Origin of the sequence: Geitlerinema sp. PCC 7407 (genome assembly GCF_000317045.1) — a bacterium.
Lineage (GTDB): Bacteria > Cyanobacteriota > Cyanobacteriia > PCC-7407 > PCC-7407 > PCC-7407.
In genome coordinates this window covers 2,995,684-3,012,503 of sequence record NC_019703.1, presented here as the reverse complement: position 1 = coordinate 3,012,503, position 16,820 = coordinate 2,995,684, and the positions used below count along the sequence as shown (strand labels likewise).

At 58.8% G+C, this 16,820-nt stretch carries 16 protein-coding genes and 1 riboswitch; of the genes, 6 read left to right on the top strand and 10 right to left on the bottom strand.

Annotation, left to right across the window (positions count from 1 at the left end; all coding sequences use genetic code 11):
• Positions 1-37: 37 nt before the first annotated feature.
• Entirely contained in the window at positions 38-1,495 is a 1,458-nt protein-coding gene (locus GEI7407_RS12250; protein ID WP_015172500.1) for an aminotransferase class I/II-fold pyridoxal phosphate-dependent enzyme, read from the bottom strand.
• A 161-nt stretch (positions 1,496-1,656) separates the two neighbouring features.
• Positions 1,657-2,424, bottom strand: a complete 768-nt coding sequence (locus tag GEI7407_RS12245) for an ABC transporter ATP-binding protein (protein WP_015172499.1) — start codon at positions 2,422-2,424, stop codon at positions 1,657-1,659.
• Between the two features lie 137 nt (positions 2,425-2,561).
• Here GEI7407_RS12245 and GEI7407_RS12240 point away from each other — a divergent pair, with 137 nt between their 5' ends.
• On the top strand, positions 2,562-3,254 hold the full coding sequence (locus tag GEI7407_RS12240) for a 2,3-bisphosphoglycerate-dependent phosphoglycerate mutase (protein WP_015172498.1): 693 nt from the start codon (positions 2,562-2,564) through the stop codon (positions 3,252-3,254).
• Positions 3,255-3,363: 109 nt separating this feature from the next.
• Here GEI7407_RS12240 and GEI7407_RS12235 read toward each other — a convergent pair whose 3' ends face one another.
• Complete coding sequence (locus GEI7407_RS12235; RefSeq protein WP_015172497.1) at positions 3,364-4,236, bottom strand: 6-carboxytetrahydropterin synthase; 873 nt, start codon at positions 4,234-4,236, stop codon at positions 3,364-3,366.
• A 508-nt stretch (positions 4,237-4,744) separates the two neighbouring features.
• On the opposite strand from GEI7407_RS12235, the gene GEI7407_RS21685 reads away from it, so the two are divergent.
• Both GEI7407_RS21685 and GEI7407_RS12220 read left to right on the top strand, forming a co-directional pair.
• Positions 4,745-5,965, top strand: coding sequence for a hypothetical protein (locus GEI7407_RS21685; RefSeq protein WP_015172496.1), 1,221 nt, complete (start codon positions 4,745-4,747; stop codon positions 5,963-5,965).
• A 296-nt stretch (positions 5,966-6,261) separates the two neighbouring features.
• Positions 6,262-6,354, top strand: a riboswitch (Glutamine riboswitch).
• A gap of 42 nt (positions 6,355-6,396) precedes the next feature.
• On the top strand, positions 6,397-6,792 hold the full coding sequence (locus GEI7407_RS12220; protein ID WP_015172495.1) for a DUF4278 domain-containing protein: 396 nt from the start codon (positions 6,397-6,399) through the stop codon (positions 6,790-6,792).
• 118 nt (positions 6,793-6,910) lie between these two features.
• Here the strand turns inward: GEI7407_RS12220 and GEI7407_RS12215 are convergent, their stop codons facing one another.
• Positions 6,911-7,513, bottom strand: coding sequence for a hypothetical protein (locus GEI7407_RS12215; protein ID WP_223294424.1), 603 nt, complete (start codon positions 7,511-7,513; stop codon positions 6,911-6,913).
• 14 nt (positions 7,514-7,527) lie between these two features.
• Here GEI7407_RS12215 and GEI7407_RS12210 point away from each other — a divergent pair, with 14 nt between their 5' ends.
• Positions 7,528-8,124, top strand: a complete 597-nt coding sequence (locus tag GEI7407_RS12210) for a CDP-alcohol phosphatidyltransferase family protein (protein ID WP_015172493.1) — start codon at positions 7,528-7,530, stop codon at positions 8,122-8,124.
• On the opposite strand, the gene GEI7407_RS12205 is transcribed toward GEI7407_RS12210, so the two are convergent.
• From GEI7407_RS12205 to GEI7407_RS12195, 3 genes are all read right to left on the bottom strand, one after another.
• Entirely contained in the window at positions 8,121-8,585 is a 465-nt protein-coding gene (locus tag GEI7407_RS12205; protein WP_015172492.1) for an ABA4-like family protein, read from the bottom strand. The two genes, GEI7407_RS12210 and GEI7407_RS12205, sit on opposite strands and share 4 nt — an antisense overlap.
• Before the next feature lie 260 nt (positions 8,586-8,845).
• Complete coding sequence (locus tag GEI7407_RS12200; protein WP_015172490.1) at positions 8,846-9,955, bottom strand: ABC transporter ATP-binding protein; 1,110 nt, start codon at positions 9,953-9,955, stop codon at positions 8,846-8,848.
• A gap of 22 nt (positions 9,956-9,977) precedes the next feature.
• Complete coding sequence (locus GEI7407_RS12195) at positions 9,978-10,586, bottom strand: HD domain-containing protein (protein WP_015172489.1); 609 nt, start codon at positions 10,584-10,586, stop codon at positions 9,978-9,980.
• Between the two features lie 432 nt (positions 10,587-11,018).
• Here GEI7407_RS12195 and GEI7407_RS12190 point away from each other — a divergent pair, with 432 nt between their 5' ends.
• On the top strand, positions 11,019-12,137 hold the full coding sequence (locus tag GEI7407_RS12190; RefSeq protein WP_015172488.1) for an SGNH/GDSL hydrolase family protein: 1,119 nt from the start codon (positions 11,019-11,021) through the stop codon (positions 12,135-12,137).
• Between the two features lie 96 nt (positions 12,138-12,233).
• On the opposite strand, the gene GEI7407_RS12185 is transcribed toward GEI7407_RS12190, so the two are convergent.
• On the bottom strand, positions 12,234-12,650 hold the full coding sequence (locus GEI7407_RS12185) for a hypothetical protein (RefSeq protein ID WP_015172487.1): 417 nt from the start codon (positions 12,648-12,650) through the stop codon (positions 12,234-12,236).
• Positions 12,651-12,657: 7 nt separating this feature from the next.
• Positions 12,658-13,626 carry a hypothetical protein gene (locus tag GEI7407_RS12180; protein ID WP_015172486.1) on the bottom strand — a complete coding sequence of 323 codons (969 nt, stop codon included), beginning with the start codon at positions 13,624-13,626 and terminating at the stop codon, positions 12,658-12,660.
• A 286-nt stretch (positions 13,627-13,912) separates the two neighbouring features.
• Here GEI7407_RS12180 and GEI7407_RS12175 point away from each other — a divergent pair, with 286 nt between their 5' ends.
• The gene (locus GEI7407_RS12175; protein WP_015172485.1) at positions 13,913-14,815 is read left to right on the top strand and encodes a lipopolysaccharide assembly protein LapB; all 903 of its coding nucleotides are present in this window, start codon (positions 13,913-13,915) and stop codon (positions 14,813-14,815) included.
• Positions 14,816-15,166: 351 nt separating this feature from the next.
• On the opposite strand, the gene GEI7407_RS12170 is transcribed toward GEI7407_RS12175, so the two are convergent.
• On the bottom strand, positions 15,167-16,642 hold the full coding sequence (locus tag GEI7407_RS12170) for an MFS transporter (protein ID WP_015172484.1): 1,476 nt from the start codon (positions 16,640-16,642) through the stop codon (positions 15,167-15,169).
• Positions 16,643-16,820 lie beyond the last annotated feature (178 nt).

Sequence of the window (16,820 nt, the reverse complement as noted above, 5' to 3'; positions counted from 1 at the left end):
CCTGCCGTGGACTCACTTGGTTGACGGCGGGAGACCGTTACAGTGACTCCTGCAAGACATTCACCCGGGGATCTGCCTCCTCGCCGCACCCCGTCACAAATCCGCCTGCCGCCAGCACCTCCTGAACGAGGCGGACAGCAGCAGGGGTAATGCGCTCTCCCGGCAGCAGCACCGGAATCCCCGGTGGATAGGGACAAACGGTGGCGGCGCTGATGGTGCCGACGGCCTCTGCCAGGGGAACGGTCGTCTGAGATCCAAAAAAAGCCTCCCGGGGCGATCGCGCCAGCGGTCCGTCGGCCTCCAGGGGCTGCCAGGGCGCTGGCACGAGGGGCGCGCTAGCCTCAGCGGCCAAGCGATGAAAGCCCTGCACCAGCGCCTCGATATCTGCGTCGGTGTTGCCCAGGGTGACCAAGAAAGTGAGACGCCGCAGAGTCGGCAGCTCGGCGGTCACGCCAAAGGCTTCGTGGAGGCGCTGGTCGGCGGCAAAGCCATCAAAGCCCCACTGGGTGACGTCGACGGTGATGCGCGTCAGGTCCAGCGCTGCAAAGCCGGGCTGGGGCACGGGGGGCGGCTCCAGGAGCGAGAGGCCCGGTAGGGCTTGGAGCTGCTCCCGGGCGCGGCGGGCGAGGGCGATCGCCGCTGCCATTCGGGCCGGGCCTTCGGTGGCCATCTGGTGGCGCGCTGCGTCTAGGGAGGCCAGCAGCCAGTAGTTGGGGCTGGTGGACTGGACGAGCTGGAGGGCCTGACTGATCCGGCGGGGCATAACGCGATCGCCCCGCAGGTGGAGCATGGCCGCCTGGGTCAGCGCCGACAGGATTTTGTGGGTGGACTGGATGACCAGGTCCGCCCCCGCCGCCAAGGCCGAGGGGGGAAGCTCGGGGTAAAAGGCAAAGTGGGGACCGTGGGCCTCATCGACGATCAGGGGCACGCCGTGGCGGTGGGCGATCGCCGCGATCGCAGCCACGTCGGCACACACGCCCTCGTAGGTCGGCGACACGATCAGCACCGCCTTGGTCTGGGGATGGTCGACCAGGGCCTGGGCGATCGCCTCCGGATCCAGGCCATAGGCCAGACCTTGGGCCGGGTCATACACCGGCGCTACGAAAACAGGCGTTGCCCCCGACACCACCAAGCCCGCGATCGCCGACTGGTGGACATTGCGAGGCAAAATCAGCCTGTCGCCCGGACCGCAGGTCGCCGCGATCGCCGCGATCACGCCGCTCGTCGAGCCATTGGCCAAAAACCAGGTCTGGTCCGCCCCAAAGGCCTCAGCGGCCAGCTCCTGGGCCGCCAAAATCGGCCCCTGCGGCGCAAACAGATTGTCCAGCTCCGGCAGCTCTGGCAGGTCCGCGCGCAGTCCTTGGGTGCTCAAGAGCGCCACAAGCTCCGGCGGTGCGCCCCGGCCTTGTTTGTGGCCCGGCGTATGAAAGGGAGCGTAGGGGCGAGACGCCTGGGTCTGGAGGGCGTTCAGCAGAGGCAAATCGGCTTGGTTCACGCGGAGATTCAGCGGTCAAGTGAAAGAGCAAGACCCCTTATTTTCCCTTAGAGGATGTCTGAGAAGTCAAAGAATCACCCTCATCCCCCAACCCCTTCTCCCAAACTTGGGAGAAGGGGAGCAGAAGGGGTGAAGAGCAATAATAAGTCTTGAGGCATGTTTCACATGCTGACGGTGTGGCCCAGGTCCTCTGGCGCCAGATGGGAGTGGATCACTTGGCCATCGCGGAACCAGACGATCCGCCCGGTGCAGCGCGCGACCTCGGGCTCGTGGGTCACCATGACGATGGTCATGCCGCTGGCATTGAGGCCGCCGAAAATGTCCAGAACTTCCCGCGTGGTGTGGGAGTCGAGGGCACCCGTGGGCTCGTCGGCCAGCAGCAGCACCGGCTCGTTGACGATGGCGCGGGCGATCGCCACCCGCTGCTGCTGACCGCCCGACAGCTGACTGGGGCGATTGTTGAGGCGGTTGGCCAGGCCCACCCGCTCTAGAGCAATGGCAGCGCGATCGCGGCGTTCTCGGGCCGGAACCCCGGCGTACACCATGGGCAGCATCACATTCTCCAGGGCCGTCAGCTGGGGCAGCAGATGAAACTGCTGGAACACAAAGCCCAGCTTGCGATTGCGAATAATGGCTAGCTCTGCATCCGTGAGGCGAGCGACTTCCTGGGAATCTAGGTGATAGCTGCCGCTGGTCGGGCGATCGAGACAGCCAATGATATTCATGGCCGTGGATTTTCCCGATCCCGACGGCCCCATGATGGAGCAGTACTCGCCCGGCTCGACCGTCAAGCTGATCTCTGAAAGGGCATAGACCGCCGTCTCCCCCTCCCCATACACCTTGGAGACCTGCTCGAGCTGCACGATCGCGCTCACGTCGGCGATCGCCTCTGGCTGAGCTTCTCGGAGATTGGTTGCCAAATCACCCATGGGAATTTTCCCGCCACAAACATGCTTCTAGCTTAGCGATCGCCCCCGGCTGCCTGGATGACCCACCTAGGTGATTCCGATCCCGCCAACGGCGATCGCCCCCCTGCTAAAGTTTGGCCAGACTCCCAGGAGAAATCATGGCCACGCTGATTTTGATTCGTCACGGGCAGAGCACCTGGAACGCTGCCAACCGCTTTACGGGCTGGGTCGATGTCCCCCTGAGCAAGCAGGGCCGAGAAGAAGCCCGCCGCGCCGCCCAGCAAATTTCGAACTACCGCGTTGACGTCTGCTACACGAGCCTGCTGATTCGCGCCATCGAGACCGCCATCATCGCCCTCACTGAGTGCGAAGGCGTGTGTGGCGATCGCAGCCCCGTGCTCAAGCACAACGCCGACGATCCCGACTGGCACGGCTGGGACGCCTACGAAGGCGACCCAAGCCAAGAACTACCGATTTTTCTCTCGGCGGCCCTGGATGAACGCTACTACGGCGAGCTGCAGGGCCTCAACAAGAGCCAAACCGCCGCCAAGTACGGCTCAGAGGTCGTCCACACTTGGCGACGCTCCTTTGCCACTCGGCCCCCCGGCGGCGAAAGCCTCGCCGACACGGCAGCCCGCACCCTGCCTTTCTTCCAGAGCCGGATCTTGAGCCACATCGCCCAAGACGAGGTGGTCTTGGTGGCGGCCCACGGCAACTCGCTGCGATCGATCATCATGCACCTCGACCAGCTCGATCCGGAAACCGTGCCCGATCTGGAGCTGGCGACCGGGGTGCCGATCGTCTATGAAATGACCCCCGCCGCGCAGATCCTGAGTAAGCGCACGCTCTAGGCCTGGTTCAGCAATCCTGCGCTAGGCACCCACGACAAAGGCGATCGCCCCCTGCCATCGGGAAAACGCGATCGCCTTTGAATCGTCGAAAACCTGGCCCTTCGATCGACTAGACCTGCACCAGCACCGGCGTTTCTGCCTGGGCCGTCACGCGGCCCTCCGCCACCAGGTTGGTGTACACCTCGCAGGAGTTGTTGGGGCTCTCAACCAGCTTCACCTTGTACAGCTCAGCGCCCGTCGCCCGGATCGGCTCCACCAGCAGATCGCGAATGTGAACCGCGATATTTTCCGCCGTCGGCACCACCTGCTCAAAGTAGGCGATGTCTTTGTTCAAGAAGGTGTGGTCAAAGGGCTCCACCACAAACTCGTCGATGGCCTTTTGCAGCTCCACCAGGTCCGCGATCATGCCCGTGCGCGGGTCGATCTGGCCCTTCACGGTCACTTCCAAATGGTAGTTGTGCCCATGGCCGTTGGGGCGTGCACACTTGCCGTAGATCTCGCAGTTCTCTTCGTAGCTGAGATCTGGGCGCGCCAGACGGTGGGCGGCGCTGAAATGAGTGCTAATGGTCAAAAACGCTTCCATGTCATTCCCCAAGTAATCGGCCCAAAGTTCAGGATGTTCGTAAAGCTGAATTCGCACCAGCGGCAAATGCGGGGCGAGACGCTGCCAGACCACCCGCGCGATATTCTCCGTGGTGGGCAGGGTTTGCGTAAACTCTGGCCACGCTTCATTTAAAAAGGAGAAGTTCAGCTGCTGGGTGACCTCCTGCTTGATGACGTGCTTGACGTCAGACAGGTTGAGCACCATGCCGTACTCGTCTAGATCTCCGGCCATGGAGACGTACAGCACATAGTTGTGGCCGTGGCCCGGTGCGCGAGCGCAGAGGCCAAAACGTTGCGCATTTTCGGCGTCGGTCAGCTCCGGCAACCAGTATCGGTGGCTGGCCGAGAACTCCGCTCGACGATTAATGGTGCATTTCATGGGCAGGCAATATTTGTGAAGTTCTGTGAACCGGCACTAGTTCCAGCATAAACCAATTGAGCAGAGAGATTGGCCTTTGGGGAGAGCCGGGGATCAGCGCGATCGCAGAATTTCACGGTCCCTTGGGACCTGAAACCGGAAGGGCCGAGAGCCTGCACTCATTGGCAGCGAGCCTGCTCAATCCCGAAAAGTGGTAGCACCCGCCAAGCCGTCCAAAATCGGGGGCGATCGCCCTTAGCAAGGGGCAATCCCAGAGGACCAGAGCCGCGTGCTACCATACAGCCAGATTCTCACTCATTGCTAAAGTGATAGGAAGTGCTTATAGGAGAAAGGGTCGGGAGTTATTTCCCGGCTGGTTTCTAGCCACGCTGCTCTAGCGCCTGCGCCCTCCTCAAGCTGCGCTAGAGCGCTTTGCTCTTGACCCAGAGAGCCCTTTCCAAAAGAGCTTTGGGAAGTCTTTGGTCTTCCTTGGCCCCAGCCTATTGCCACCGTCGTCTTCTTGAAGCCCATGCGTAGTCTCCTGCTTCGGGTGATTCCCCTCAGCCTCCTGGCTGTTTTGATTGTTGTTGGTGCTCACCTAGCGATGCCCTCGAACCAGTATCCAGTGGTGGAGGTGCATCTGACCCAGGCTGGGCCGGCTGGCTTTGTGGATACCTATGGAGAGATGACTGGCAGTGCTGTCGGTGAGCGGCCGGTGGGATCGCTGTATCTGTCGGGGCTGCTAACTTTTGCGGCGGGGGGCGCTGCGTGGGGAGTCCAGCGGCTGCGCCGCCAGCGAGCGCTGGGCGAACTGGAAAAGATCAATTTTCGATCGCAGATTGACCAAGCGGGCGATCGCCTCAACGCAGCCCACCAAGCCCTAGAGTCTCACCAAGCCCAAGTCCAGCAGCTCAGCGCCGACGCAGCCACCGCTGCCCAGCAGCTCCAGACGGCCCACGTTCAGATCCAGCAGCTCAAGCAGCAAATTTATGAGCTCGAGCGCGTCTCCCCGATTCACGAAACCCAGCAGGAGCCGCAAAGCCAGGCCGTTGCGCAGCTTCGGCAGGAGCTCGACACTTCCCAAAGCCTCAACCACCAGCTGCGACAGCAGCTCACCGAAGAAACTGCCAAGGTCTTGCATCAGCAAGCCGACATTCAGCGCCTCACCGACCAGTGCCAAACCCTTGGCCTCCAGCTCGCCGATCACCAAAGCGAAATTGATCAGCTCCTCGCCCAGCTCGAGCTCGCCCTCCAGCAAGAAGACGAGCATCGCCGCAGCATCACCTGCCTCGAAGGCCAGCTCAGCCACCAAGCCGCCCTCCAGAGCGCCCAGCTCGAGAACCTCACCCGCACAGTGCGGGACCTCAAGCGCCAGCTGCGCCAAGCGAGCTTTCAGCAGCAGCAGGCCACCGAAGACGCCCTCACCTTCGAAGAGGGCTGCACCAACGGCAAGCACTTTTATCGGCTGCGCATTGACTGCGAAAAAGATCTCAAGAAGCTGCCCAGCCGAGAGTTTAAGCAGCTCATGATACGGATCTTGGACTTGCAAATCTCGCCGCGTCCCCAGGACCACCGCCCCCTCAATAAGTATGGCTATCGCTCGGTGATGAGCATCGATGAGGGGGAGTATCGCATTTGTTACAGCATCTATGAGGCGGTCGAGCATCAGCTCGGCGAGGTGCAGGTGCTGGTGGTGGATAAACGCAATGACGGCCGAGTGTATAACCGCCTGCGACAGATGCTGGGATAGGGGGCAAAGCTGCCTCAGCAAGGCTAGAATTCTTCGGAAAAAATGTATCGTAAAATACAAAATTTTGCGTGAGTGCGGCGGAGGAATTTCTCTCACGATAGAAGCGGGCTGTGTGAGGGGCGATCGCCCGGTGGGTCAGCGTTTCCGTTCTCTGCCGAAAGCAAGATTTTAAAAGTTTGCTTTGCTACAAAGAGGCTTCAAAGCAATGCGAGATAAGCCTTGGCGGCCTATTGTAAGAAGTTGCTAAACTGCTTCCGTTTTTTAATGGAAACAGTAAAATGATATACAGACGTATAATCGTTCATCCCCATAAGGGCTCGGGTCATCTTTACAAGGCGATCGCAGCGCTTGGGGGACGGAAGTAGGGAAAAATCCCGAAGGAACGCGCCTCACGTTATCTACCTTCTTCAAATGATTCGGAGGCGAATTTCATGAAGCTCTCTTATCGCGGAGTCAGTTACGACTACAATCCCCCCGTTCTAGACAGCGTGGAAAGCGAGTTGACGGGCCAGTACCGAGGCCGGCCAACCATCTTTCACTATGCCCGGCATATGTCTGTGCCCCAGCCGGCCCACACGCTGACCTATCGCGGTGCTCAGTACTCGACTGATGGCCGTGTGCCTGCGCCCAAGCCTGTTGTGGACTCGCTGCCGGTGAACGTGCCCTTGATTTACCGGTCTGACGTGTCCTCCTTCAATGCTGTGGCCAAGACCCACCTCGACAACATTCGCAAGAGCGCTGAGCGCCGCCTGCAAATGGCGCGCGAGCGAGGCGACGAGCAGCTGGTGCGGCTCTTGGAAAATGAGCTGAAGCAGGTGGCTTCCTAAGCTTTTTCTGGGGCGATCGCCCTTTTGTGAAGTGTTTTGAATTCCCATAGTCTGCGCTGTCTCGTTTTGCGGCAGCGCAGTTTTTTTGTGGCCTGAAAGCGGGCGATCGCGGGCTCTGTCAGGCCAGAATGGCGATCTCGTCGGGGTTGAGGTGCAGGGTCAGGCGATCGCCGTACTGGACCGACGGCAGCCACGGCGCCAAGACTTCTAGCGTGGAGGCGTCCTGGAAGTGGGTGCGCTTGGTTTCGGGGTGGGGGTAGTAGACCCAGGCGTCGACGGTGCGATCGCCGATCGCGATCTGGCAGGCCGAAAAGGAGAAGTGCTCCGGCGGATGGTGGGGCGTCCAGTCCACCGACCGGAAGGTGTAGCGCGGCGCGACCATCTCGAAGCGGTGGGGCGCGATGGACAGGTTGAGGGTACCGCAAAAGCAGCCCGCGAGGTCGAGGCCCCGGGCGGCAAAGTGGGGCTGCTGGAGCGCGACGCTGCCGCCGGGGTAGGGGCTGTCGGTGGCTTGGCCGGAGGCGATGCGGTGACCGGGCTGCACGATGGCCGTGAGCGATCGCCAAGACTGGGTCATGGAGCTGCTCCTAGAAAATTTGAGGCTGAAAGTTCGAGACTCCTGGGGGTGCGGCGCGGGGGGGTAGTCCCCAGTGTGCAAAGGCTGCGTGAAGTCTGCGGACTGGAGCGCCTGAGCGGTGTAGCTGCTGGGCAGTTTTCTCACAGAAGGCGATCGCGATGGTGTGGCTAAACAAGATTCCTGGTTTTTTGGTGGCGTTTCGGTTTGCGATCGCCCTGCTGCTGCTGATCGACGCGGCGGATCACGCCGTGGGGCCGTGGTTTTTGGTGGGCTACGTTGCCGCCGTCCTGTCAGATATTTTCGATGGCATCATTGCCCGTCGCCTGGGGGTTAGCACCGTTGGGCTGCGTCAGGCCGACAGCTTGGCCGATGTCTGCCTGTATTCGAGCGTGGCGTTCAGCGTTTGGTGGGTGCATCCGGCGGTTTTGCTGGCCTTCCGGGGGCCGCTGCTGGTCTGCGTCGCGGCCCAGATCGCCGTCTACGCCGCCAGCTTGATCAAGTTTGGCCAAGCGCCCAGCTTCCACACCTACATCGCCAAGGCGTGGGGACTGGGGCTGTGCGCGGCGACGGTGAGCCTGTTTGGCTTTGGCCACAGCGCCGCCCTGTGGCTGGCGATCGCCCTTTGCTGGCTCAACAGCCTCGAAGAAGTGCTGATGACGCTGATTTTGCCCCAGTGGCACCACGACGTTTTGACCCTGGGCCACGCCCTGCGGCTGCGGGCCGAGGACCGGTCAAAATCAGCCGTCGCGTCCTAGGGCGTGCTTTCTGAGGGGGCGGTTTCTGACGCCGCTTCGCCTTTGTCGAGGCGCTGGGCGATCGCCGCCGTCCCGATGTGAGACAGCAGCCCCAGGGGACCGGCAAAGAGGCACAGCGCGATGGAATGAATCGTCCAGACGCCGGTCCGCTGCCCCTCCCAGTACACCCAGCGCCCCACGAACAGGTCCATCACCAAAAAGTGAACCCAGCCCGTGGCCGCGGCCCGCTCATCGCCAAAGAAGCGGGCAATGTCCGCCAGGGTGGGATTGGCGAGGGCCTGGGCCGTTTCTTCGTTCAGGGTGCCCGCGATGAAGTAGATATAGAGAGCGGCTAGGGCCACAAAGGGCAGATAGGACCCCATCACCTTGCGGGTGAGGCCCCAGTTGGGCAGAAAAATCATCAAGGCCCAGAAGGGCAGCACAAACAGGTTTGCGCCATCAAAGAGTTGGGTAATGCTCATAGATTTTTGGGCAAAAAATAGAAGTGCAAAAACGGCGTGACGAAAAATTGGCGCGATCGCCCTCCAAGCCTTGAGTTTCCCTTAAACTCAGCTCCCTTTGGCGATCGCCCCGGCACAATGGAGAAAAACCGCCGAGAAGGGAAACAACCATGGAATCTGGCGAACTGCTCACTTTGATTTTGCTACTGACCCCCGGCATTTTGCTGTCAGCAATTGTTTTGGGCACCTTTGCCGCTGGAGGCTGACCGCTGTCCGGAGCGCTACGACTCCTCCTCGGGCAAGGGATACACAGTCTTGCCCGAGGCCTCATCAAACAAAAAGATTGCTTCTAAATTGAACTGGATCAGCAGGCGATCGCCCGGTTGGGGCTGTACCAGGGGCGAGGCTTGCCACGTGAGATACAGCGCCGGGTTCGAGCCCGCGAGCTTGGCCCGAATTAAGGTTTCGCGGCCCAGGGGCTCCACGACCATCACCTCCACCATCAGATGCCCCTCCATCTCCGAGGGAGCAAGGGAGATCTGCTCAGGCCGAATCCCCAGATCGAAGCGCTGGTCCGGACTCGGGGAAAACTTGGCCCGCAGCAGCGGCGGACAGGGAATCACCTGCTGCCCCACCCGAAACCCGGTGCCGTTGTAGGTCACCGGCAGAACATTCATGGGCGGGTTGCCCACAAAGGTGGCAACCATGCGATTTTGGGGCCGGTTGTAGATGCTCTGGGGGCTGCCGATCTGCTGAATTTGCCCTTGGTTGAGCACCACAATCTGGTCGGCCAGGGTCATGGCCTCGACCTGGTCATGGGTGACATAAATCGTGGTGATACCGAGGCGCTGGTGCAGCTGCTTGAGCTCGGCTCGCGTGTCGTCCCGCAGCTGGGCGTCCAGGTTCGAGAGGGGCTCATCGAGCAAAAAGACCTGAGGTTCGCGGGCGATCGCCCGTCCGAGGGCGACCCGCTGCTGCTGACCGCCGGAGAGCTGCTTGGGCTTGCGATCGAGCAGGTGGGCGATGTCCAGCGATCGCGCTACGGCCTCGATGCGAGGGGCGATCGCCTCAGGCGCGGTGCCCCGCATCTTCAGCCCAAAGGCCAAATTGTCGGCCACGCTCATGTGGGGATAGAGGGCGTAGTTCTGAAAGACCATGGCCACGTCTCGCTGACGGGCGGGCACCTCGGTCACACAGCGATCGCCAATGAACAGATCCCCACTGGTGGCCTGCTCAAGCCCCGCAATGGTCCGCAAAATGGTGGATTTGCCGCACCCCGATGGCCCCACCAAGACCCAAAAACGGCCATCGGGCACCGTAAAGGTAATGTCGTCAATGGCGGTGACGCGGTTAAAGCGGCGGGTAATTCCCTCAAGACGGACGCTGGCCATGGGTGCTTTTGGAATGCAGTTGCTAGGGCAATTGTCCCCCACCTTGTCCCAAAACGCCTTGGCCTTCTGCGCTGACTAGAGCTTCGAGGGTCTGCACCACCCGCTCGAGCTCCTGCTGGAGGGGCGACGCACCGGCAGCCCGAAAGGCATCGCTGCAAGCGCGGTAGTACCACAGGGTGCCGTCTTTGCCCCCCTGAAAGCGCTGCCACAGCTCATCCCCGAGCTGGCGATAGTCCTGCACGATGGAGCGAGCGTTGTACAGCTTGTCGGACATGGAGACCAGCCGAACGGAGTCGGGGGCGTGGGGAATTTTGGCGACGTAGGCCTCTTTGCGCGATCGCCAGGGGGGCTTGGGACTGGTGTCTGCGTCGGTGCAGCCGTCCACGATCGCCGCCACGGTCTCGCCAAAGCGGCGGCGAATCTCTTCGCGAGTGGCGGCTCCCCCTTGGTCCTCGATGGCGTCGTGGAGCAAGGCGGCGATCGCCTCGTCTTCGTTGGCACCATGCTCTAGGGCGATGCTGGCCACCCCTAGCAGGTGGGCGGCGTAGGGCACCCCCGACCCCTTGCGAATCTGCGTCGCGTGCAGCTCCATCGCAAAAACCAGCGCTTCCCGAAAGCGTTCAGAGAGCATAGCGATTGATTTTCCCCAGGGAAACTGACCGCTACGATAGCTCAATGCTGGGCAAAAATAAACCGGACCCGCTCACAAGAATTGATTGACGAAGTAATGGATATTGGCAATCAAGAATGAGGTGTTTTTGTGGGCGATCGCACGAATTTTGAAATGAATTCAAATTAATAAAATTAGCTAAGTAGCATTCAATATCAAGATTTGTGGCAAAGATAATAATGCTTTTTGATTTATTTTATGAGCACGAATTTTAGACAAAAAATCAGTCAATAAATTGCGATTAAAAGATTAATAATCTATGAAAAATTCAAGAGCTTCTGATAAGAAAATAGCCGTGAATTTCAATTGATGAAAAAGCTGCCAGTTTGGCAGATACACCCGTTCTCTCGGTGCTAGAACAGCAGGATTGCCCCCTTTTTGCTGACGCTTTTTATGAAATCTGTCCTGTTCTGCGCTGGCTGCTCCCTGCTTGCTTTGGCAGCGCCTCTGAGTGAGAGCGCGATCGCCGTTTCCTTCGATCGCATGTACGTGTTTGGTGACAGCTTGTCGGATACCGGCAACGTGTCGAATGTCACCCGCTTCGTCCAAACGCTCGATCCCTCTACCTCCGTTCAGCCGCCCTCTCCGCCTTACTTCCAGGGGCGCTATTCCAATGGGCCGCTGTGGGTGGATTACCTGGCCGATGCCTTTGATGTGGACTTGGTGCCGTCCAGTACGCTAGCGTTTCCGGCCCCGATTACGGTGACGCCGTCGGGCTCGGTGACCGTGAACGAAAATTTTGTAGGACAGACGGTCGATCGCAGCGTGAACTTTGCTTTTGGGGGGGCGCAGTCGGGCTTGAATAATGCGGTTGATCCGCGCTTACCGGGAATTTTGCGGGAGACGAATGCCTTTCTCGGTGATCACCTTGCGGCTGGAGCCCGGGCAGATGAAGACGCGCTCTATGTGGTGTGGGCTGCTGGGGCAAATGACTATCAGCCTTCGACCTTTGCTGAGCCCGACAAAGCGATCGCCTCTGTCATGAAAAACATCACCCAAAGCATCACGACGCTGTTTGACTTGGGAGCGCGAAACTTCTTGATTCCCAATGCGCCGAACCTAGGCCTCACGCCCCTGGCCCTGGCGGCAGGACCTCAGGTCTCGGGGCTGCTGACCGATATTAGTAAAGGTCACAATGCTTTGCTCCAATCTACTCTGACGTCGCTGGGGCAGTCTCTCACGGGGGCCAAGCTGGTTTCCCTCGATATCAATGGCCTCCTTGCGAGAGCGATCGCCGATCCGGGACGCTACGGCTTTGTGGAAACCCAGACTTCGTGCCTCAATCAGGTCACCTTAGCGGTTTGTGATGCCCCGGATCAGTATCTGTTTTGGGATGGCATTCACCCCAGCGGCAAGGCGCATCAAGTGGTCAGTGAGTTTGCTCTGGCAACTCTCCATGATGCCTACGATGATGGCTCGGTCTCGGTGCCGGAACCGGAGATGGGCTGGCTAGGGGCGATCGCCCTCGGAGGCTGGCTGACTTGGCGCAGACGTCGCTCGGTGGCTGCCTAAGAAGTCCGCAGGGCAAAGTCTTGGATCTTGCCCTGCATCAAAAAGGCGACGCAACTCGCCGCCGTGCTCACCAATATTTATTGGATTAAAAGAATCCTAGAATTCCCATACGTGATCAGGATTCTCTAGGTTCTTTTGGACTGTTGACAAATCTGCCAGATCCTTAAAGGGGCTAGACTTTGCTAGATCTACGATCGCATTTAGCGCCAAACTGAGCTGCTGATTGTTGTCAGAGGCGATCGCGTGGTCAACCACTTCGAAAAGTGACTGAAAGTTCTTGGCACGTTCATCAAACGAACGCTCAAGATACCCAATCAAAAGATCAGACTTTGCCTTGATTTCAGCCAGAGACTTCTTCTCCCATGCCTCAATCGCCCGCCGTTTGGTCTTCTCTTGCTCAGCAATAATCAAGTAGTCGCTACATGCTTGAACAATTTCACTCAGGCACTCCGCGGGAAGTACTAAAGCATTAACCTTTTGAGCAGGATTGACAGAGATTTTCTTGCTTGTCATGTTTTTCTTAGAGATTCCGATACTTTACTTGAAGTTTCATGGCTTCATCATTGAGAGCTCCATCGGTGGTCAAAACTGGAGTTTTCATGATTTCAGCTAGCGCCTTAATCAAGAGAGCAACTTGTTGAAATTTTTCTGCATCTCGTTCGCGCACAAAAGGTCTTGTCTCTAAATCCTCTAAGCCTTCTAATGCTCTGGAATTGAGGCGATTTATGAGATCTTGGAGCTCACTAATTCTTTGTTCTGCCTGACCAAGAAAATTTTGAAAAGCATTCAGCTTTTCAACTTCGACAATGACTTTGGCTGCGTATTCACGAGCCTCAGTTAATGCTTTTTCTCCTTCCCCTCCCAAAACAAAGCCACCAATCATCAGGGCTGGTCCTACAGCAATGCCGCCCAAAACCAAGGTGCCCAAAGCCATTCCACCCCCACCTGCTGCTAAGGATCCTCCGCCTAGCCACGCGAGAGTTGCATTCCATGCGGCAGCCCCACCAAGTCCACTGATTGCTGTGCCAGTACTAGCTGTGCCGAAGAGTCCTATAAGACCCAAGGCTCCTTGACTGGCAGCATATCCTGTTCCGACTGCTTTGAGAGTTCCTGATGCAAAGCTTACGGCCTCTAAAGCGGTTGCTTTATACTCCTGAACTTGCTGAGGTGAAACCCCTTCTAGCCCCTCCAAAAACTTCATGTCGCTTTGCGAAGCTCGTTGACCAATTTGCGCAATAAACGCTACGAAACGTCCAATAGTGCGCAACTTGCATTCAATCTGAAGCCGACCATACTCTTCCGCTAGACTGTTAGTCGCTTGCAAAGCATTTTCAACTGATTTTTGCCGTTGCTCATGAATCCTTTGAGCATTTTTGCCAATCTTCTTGGCTTTGTCCATTTTAGAAATACCATCTACACCTGCCGCAGCTCCGACACCGGCAGTAACTAGAGCGGCAGCTCCAAGAATGATCGGGATAATGAAAATCATGAGGAATTTCCTGGCAGAGGGTAAGGGCTTTGCTGGCTAAGCAGGCTCTGGCAAATTTAAAAATTTCTACCAAGGTAGCAATACGCGCATTTTGTGACCCTCAGTACTATCCCTGATAGTTTGTCTGCTAAAGCTTGGGCCTCAATTGCCGGGTTGAGCGGCTGGGGCGTAGACAGCAGCTTTGGAGTTTTGGGGATTAAAGGGTGGCGATCGCGATCGCTCCTAGGGTGATGGTGTAAATTGGGGAACCAATGCACCCAACTCCTGTGAGGCGAGGCACTCGGTGATGAAGACACGCTGGATTGTACTGGGGCTACTGAGTAGTGTTTTTGTCGGCGCTCCTGGCTGGGCTGTCCCCTCGATAGCGGCCCCAGTGCAGCTTGCCCAGAGCAGCGGCGAAACCGCAGAAGACTGGCTAAATCGAGGCGTCCAGGCCGCTCAGCAAAACAAACTCGATGAGGCGATCGCTGCTTTTCAGACAGCAGCCCGCCTGAACCCCGCCCTGGCCCCCGCCCACTACAACCTGGGGCTGGCCCTGCGCCAAAAAGGCGAACTGCAACCCGCCGCCGATGCCTTCTACCGTGCGACGCAGTCCGACCCCCAGTTTTCCCTCGCCTTCGCCAACCTGGGCGCAGCCCTCCTAGAGGGCAACAACCTAGATCAAGCCGAAGACTATCTCGGGCGGGCCATCGAGCTAGACGCCGATTTGGGTCTGGCTCACTACAACCTGGGCCTCGTTCTGTCGCGCCAAAATCAGCCTGAGAAGGCGATCGCCGCCTTCCAAAAAGCCATTCAGTTTAGCCCCAAGGCCCCCGAACCCCTCTATCACCTCGGTCTGCTACAGCTCGCTCAAAACAAAACCCAAGAGGCTCAGCGCTCCTTCGAGAAAGCCATCAGCCTCAACCCCCGCTACGCCGAAGCCCACTACAACCTCGGCGCTATCTTCCTCAGCGAGAACAAGCTAGATGCGGCCCTCGAAGCCTTTCGGCGCTCCGCTGAGGCCAACAGCAACTACGCCAACGCCTACTACGGTGCGGGCGTCGTCTTTCTGAAGCAGGGGATGCCCGCCGACGCGCGGCAGGTGCTGGAGTATGCCCAGGACCTCTACGAATCCCAGGGCAACACCCAGTGGGCCGCCAAGACCACGCAAATGCTGGAGCAAACGGAGTCCGTTGGCGGCACGCCATAGAGGCCGTTAACAGAAGCTGAAAGTGGCTGATACTTCACGGGATCATCCTCCCTGCCCCCCTTAAAAAGGGGGGAGAAGTCCTTGATTCAAAGGGGATAGAAGTCCCCCTTAAAAAGGGGGATTTAGGGGGATCTTCACCTTTGCTACAGAGAATCTGAAAGTGGCTGATGCTCCACAGGATCATCCCCCCTGCCCCCCTTAAAAAGGGGGGAGAAGTCCTTGATTCAAAGGGGATAGAAGTCCTCGATTCAAAGGGGATAGAAGTCCCCCTTAAAAAGGGGGATTGAGGGGGATCTCCACCTTTGCTACATAGAGACAAAGCTTTTCAAGCATCCTCTCAGATCTGCGAGTCTAGAGAGTATTGATCGGATCGGTGGGGTCGTCAGGCGGCGTGATGCCTTGGCGGCGCTCCCGCAGGCGCAGCAGAATGGCCGCGTGGATTTCTCGGCTGATCGGGTAGAAGTAGGCCAGCACCAGGCCCAAAATCAGCGACACGGTGGGAATGGGGCCGATGGCCACTCGGATGGCAAACAGCGCTGACTCGGGCTGAAGGGGGGTGGGTTGGCCGGGCACGCTTTCGATGAAGCTCGCCTGATCGAGGGCATTGCCCACCAAAAAGAGACCCAGGGCGAGGCCGAGCTTCTGGAGCAGCACCATGAAGCCGTAGAAAATGCCTTCTCGGCGCTGGCCGGTGCGCAGCTCATCGAGCTCGATCACGTCGGGCACCATGGACCAGGGCACCAGGTAGGCGGTCGAAACGCCAAATCCCGCCGCGATCGCCAGTCCATACATCAGGCCCACCTGACCGGGCTGCAAGAAAAACAGGCCCCCCTGGACCAAGATCCACAGGCCTGCGCCCAGGAAATACACGATGCGCTTGCCGACGCGATCGCTGACAGCACTCCAGAAAAACAGCGTCACCAGCGCCGTGCCCTGGACCGCGAGGGCAACCTGGGTGAAAGCCTGGTTGGGCAGCCCCATCCAGTTCACCACAAAGTAAGGAATGATGGCGGCTGTGATCTGCACCGCCAGCCAGGAGCACAGATAGATCCCGATCACGTAGAGAAAGGGGCGATTGCTAAAGACGATGCGCAACTGCTCTTTGAAGGGAATGTTGGCTTCCTCGGAGTCTTTGCTCTCCCCTGCTTTGTTGCCCATGGTGCGCTGGTAGGTGCCCCACACGCACCAGTAGATCGGCAGCACCGAAATCACCGCGCACAGCAACCCCAGCAGCAGATACTGCTGTCGCCCGTCGGAGATGAGACCAAAGATGACCTGGGCCAGAATCAGCGAAAAGATGCTGCCGCCAATGGAGAAGGCAAACCGAAAGCTGTTGAGGCTGGTGCGCTCGTTGTAGTCCTGGGTCATCTCCGGCGTGAGGGCCGTGTAGGGCAGGTTGACGGCCGTGTAGGCCATGTTGAAAAAGATGGAGATGATCACGTAATACCAAAACAGCCCCCACTGGTTGGCAGCCGGGTCAGGGCTGAAGCTAGGAACGATCCACTGCAAAAAGAAAAATACCCCAAAGGGAATCGCGCCCAGGACCATCCACGGATAGCGGCGGCCCCAGCGGCTCTGGGTGCGATCGCTCAGCACGCCCACCAGCGGATCATTGATCGCGTCCCAGACCTTGCCGATCATCAGCACGCTGCCCGCCAGAGCGGCATTGAGGCCCGCCACGCTGGTCAAGAAGTACAGCAGGAAAAAGGCCAACAAATTCGCGGTGATCGCCGGTCCTAGGTCGCCTGCGCCGTAGGCCAGCTTGGTCGGAAAGTTGAGGGGCTCAGCGGCGGGAGTCTCGGAGGGAGGATGGGGGGAAGAAGTCATAGAGTTTGTGTCAGCCAATCAACGCAAATCTGGCTCCACAACCGCGTCCTGACCAGGGGCGATCGCAGACATCGTAGAACTCATAATCAGGCTTAAGCTAGGATTCCATCGATTTGGTCCAGGAAATCGTAATAATTACTTTTGATAGATGTGTTGCCCTCGCGTTTTTTGGCCGCGA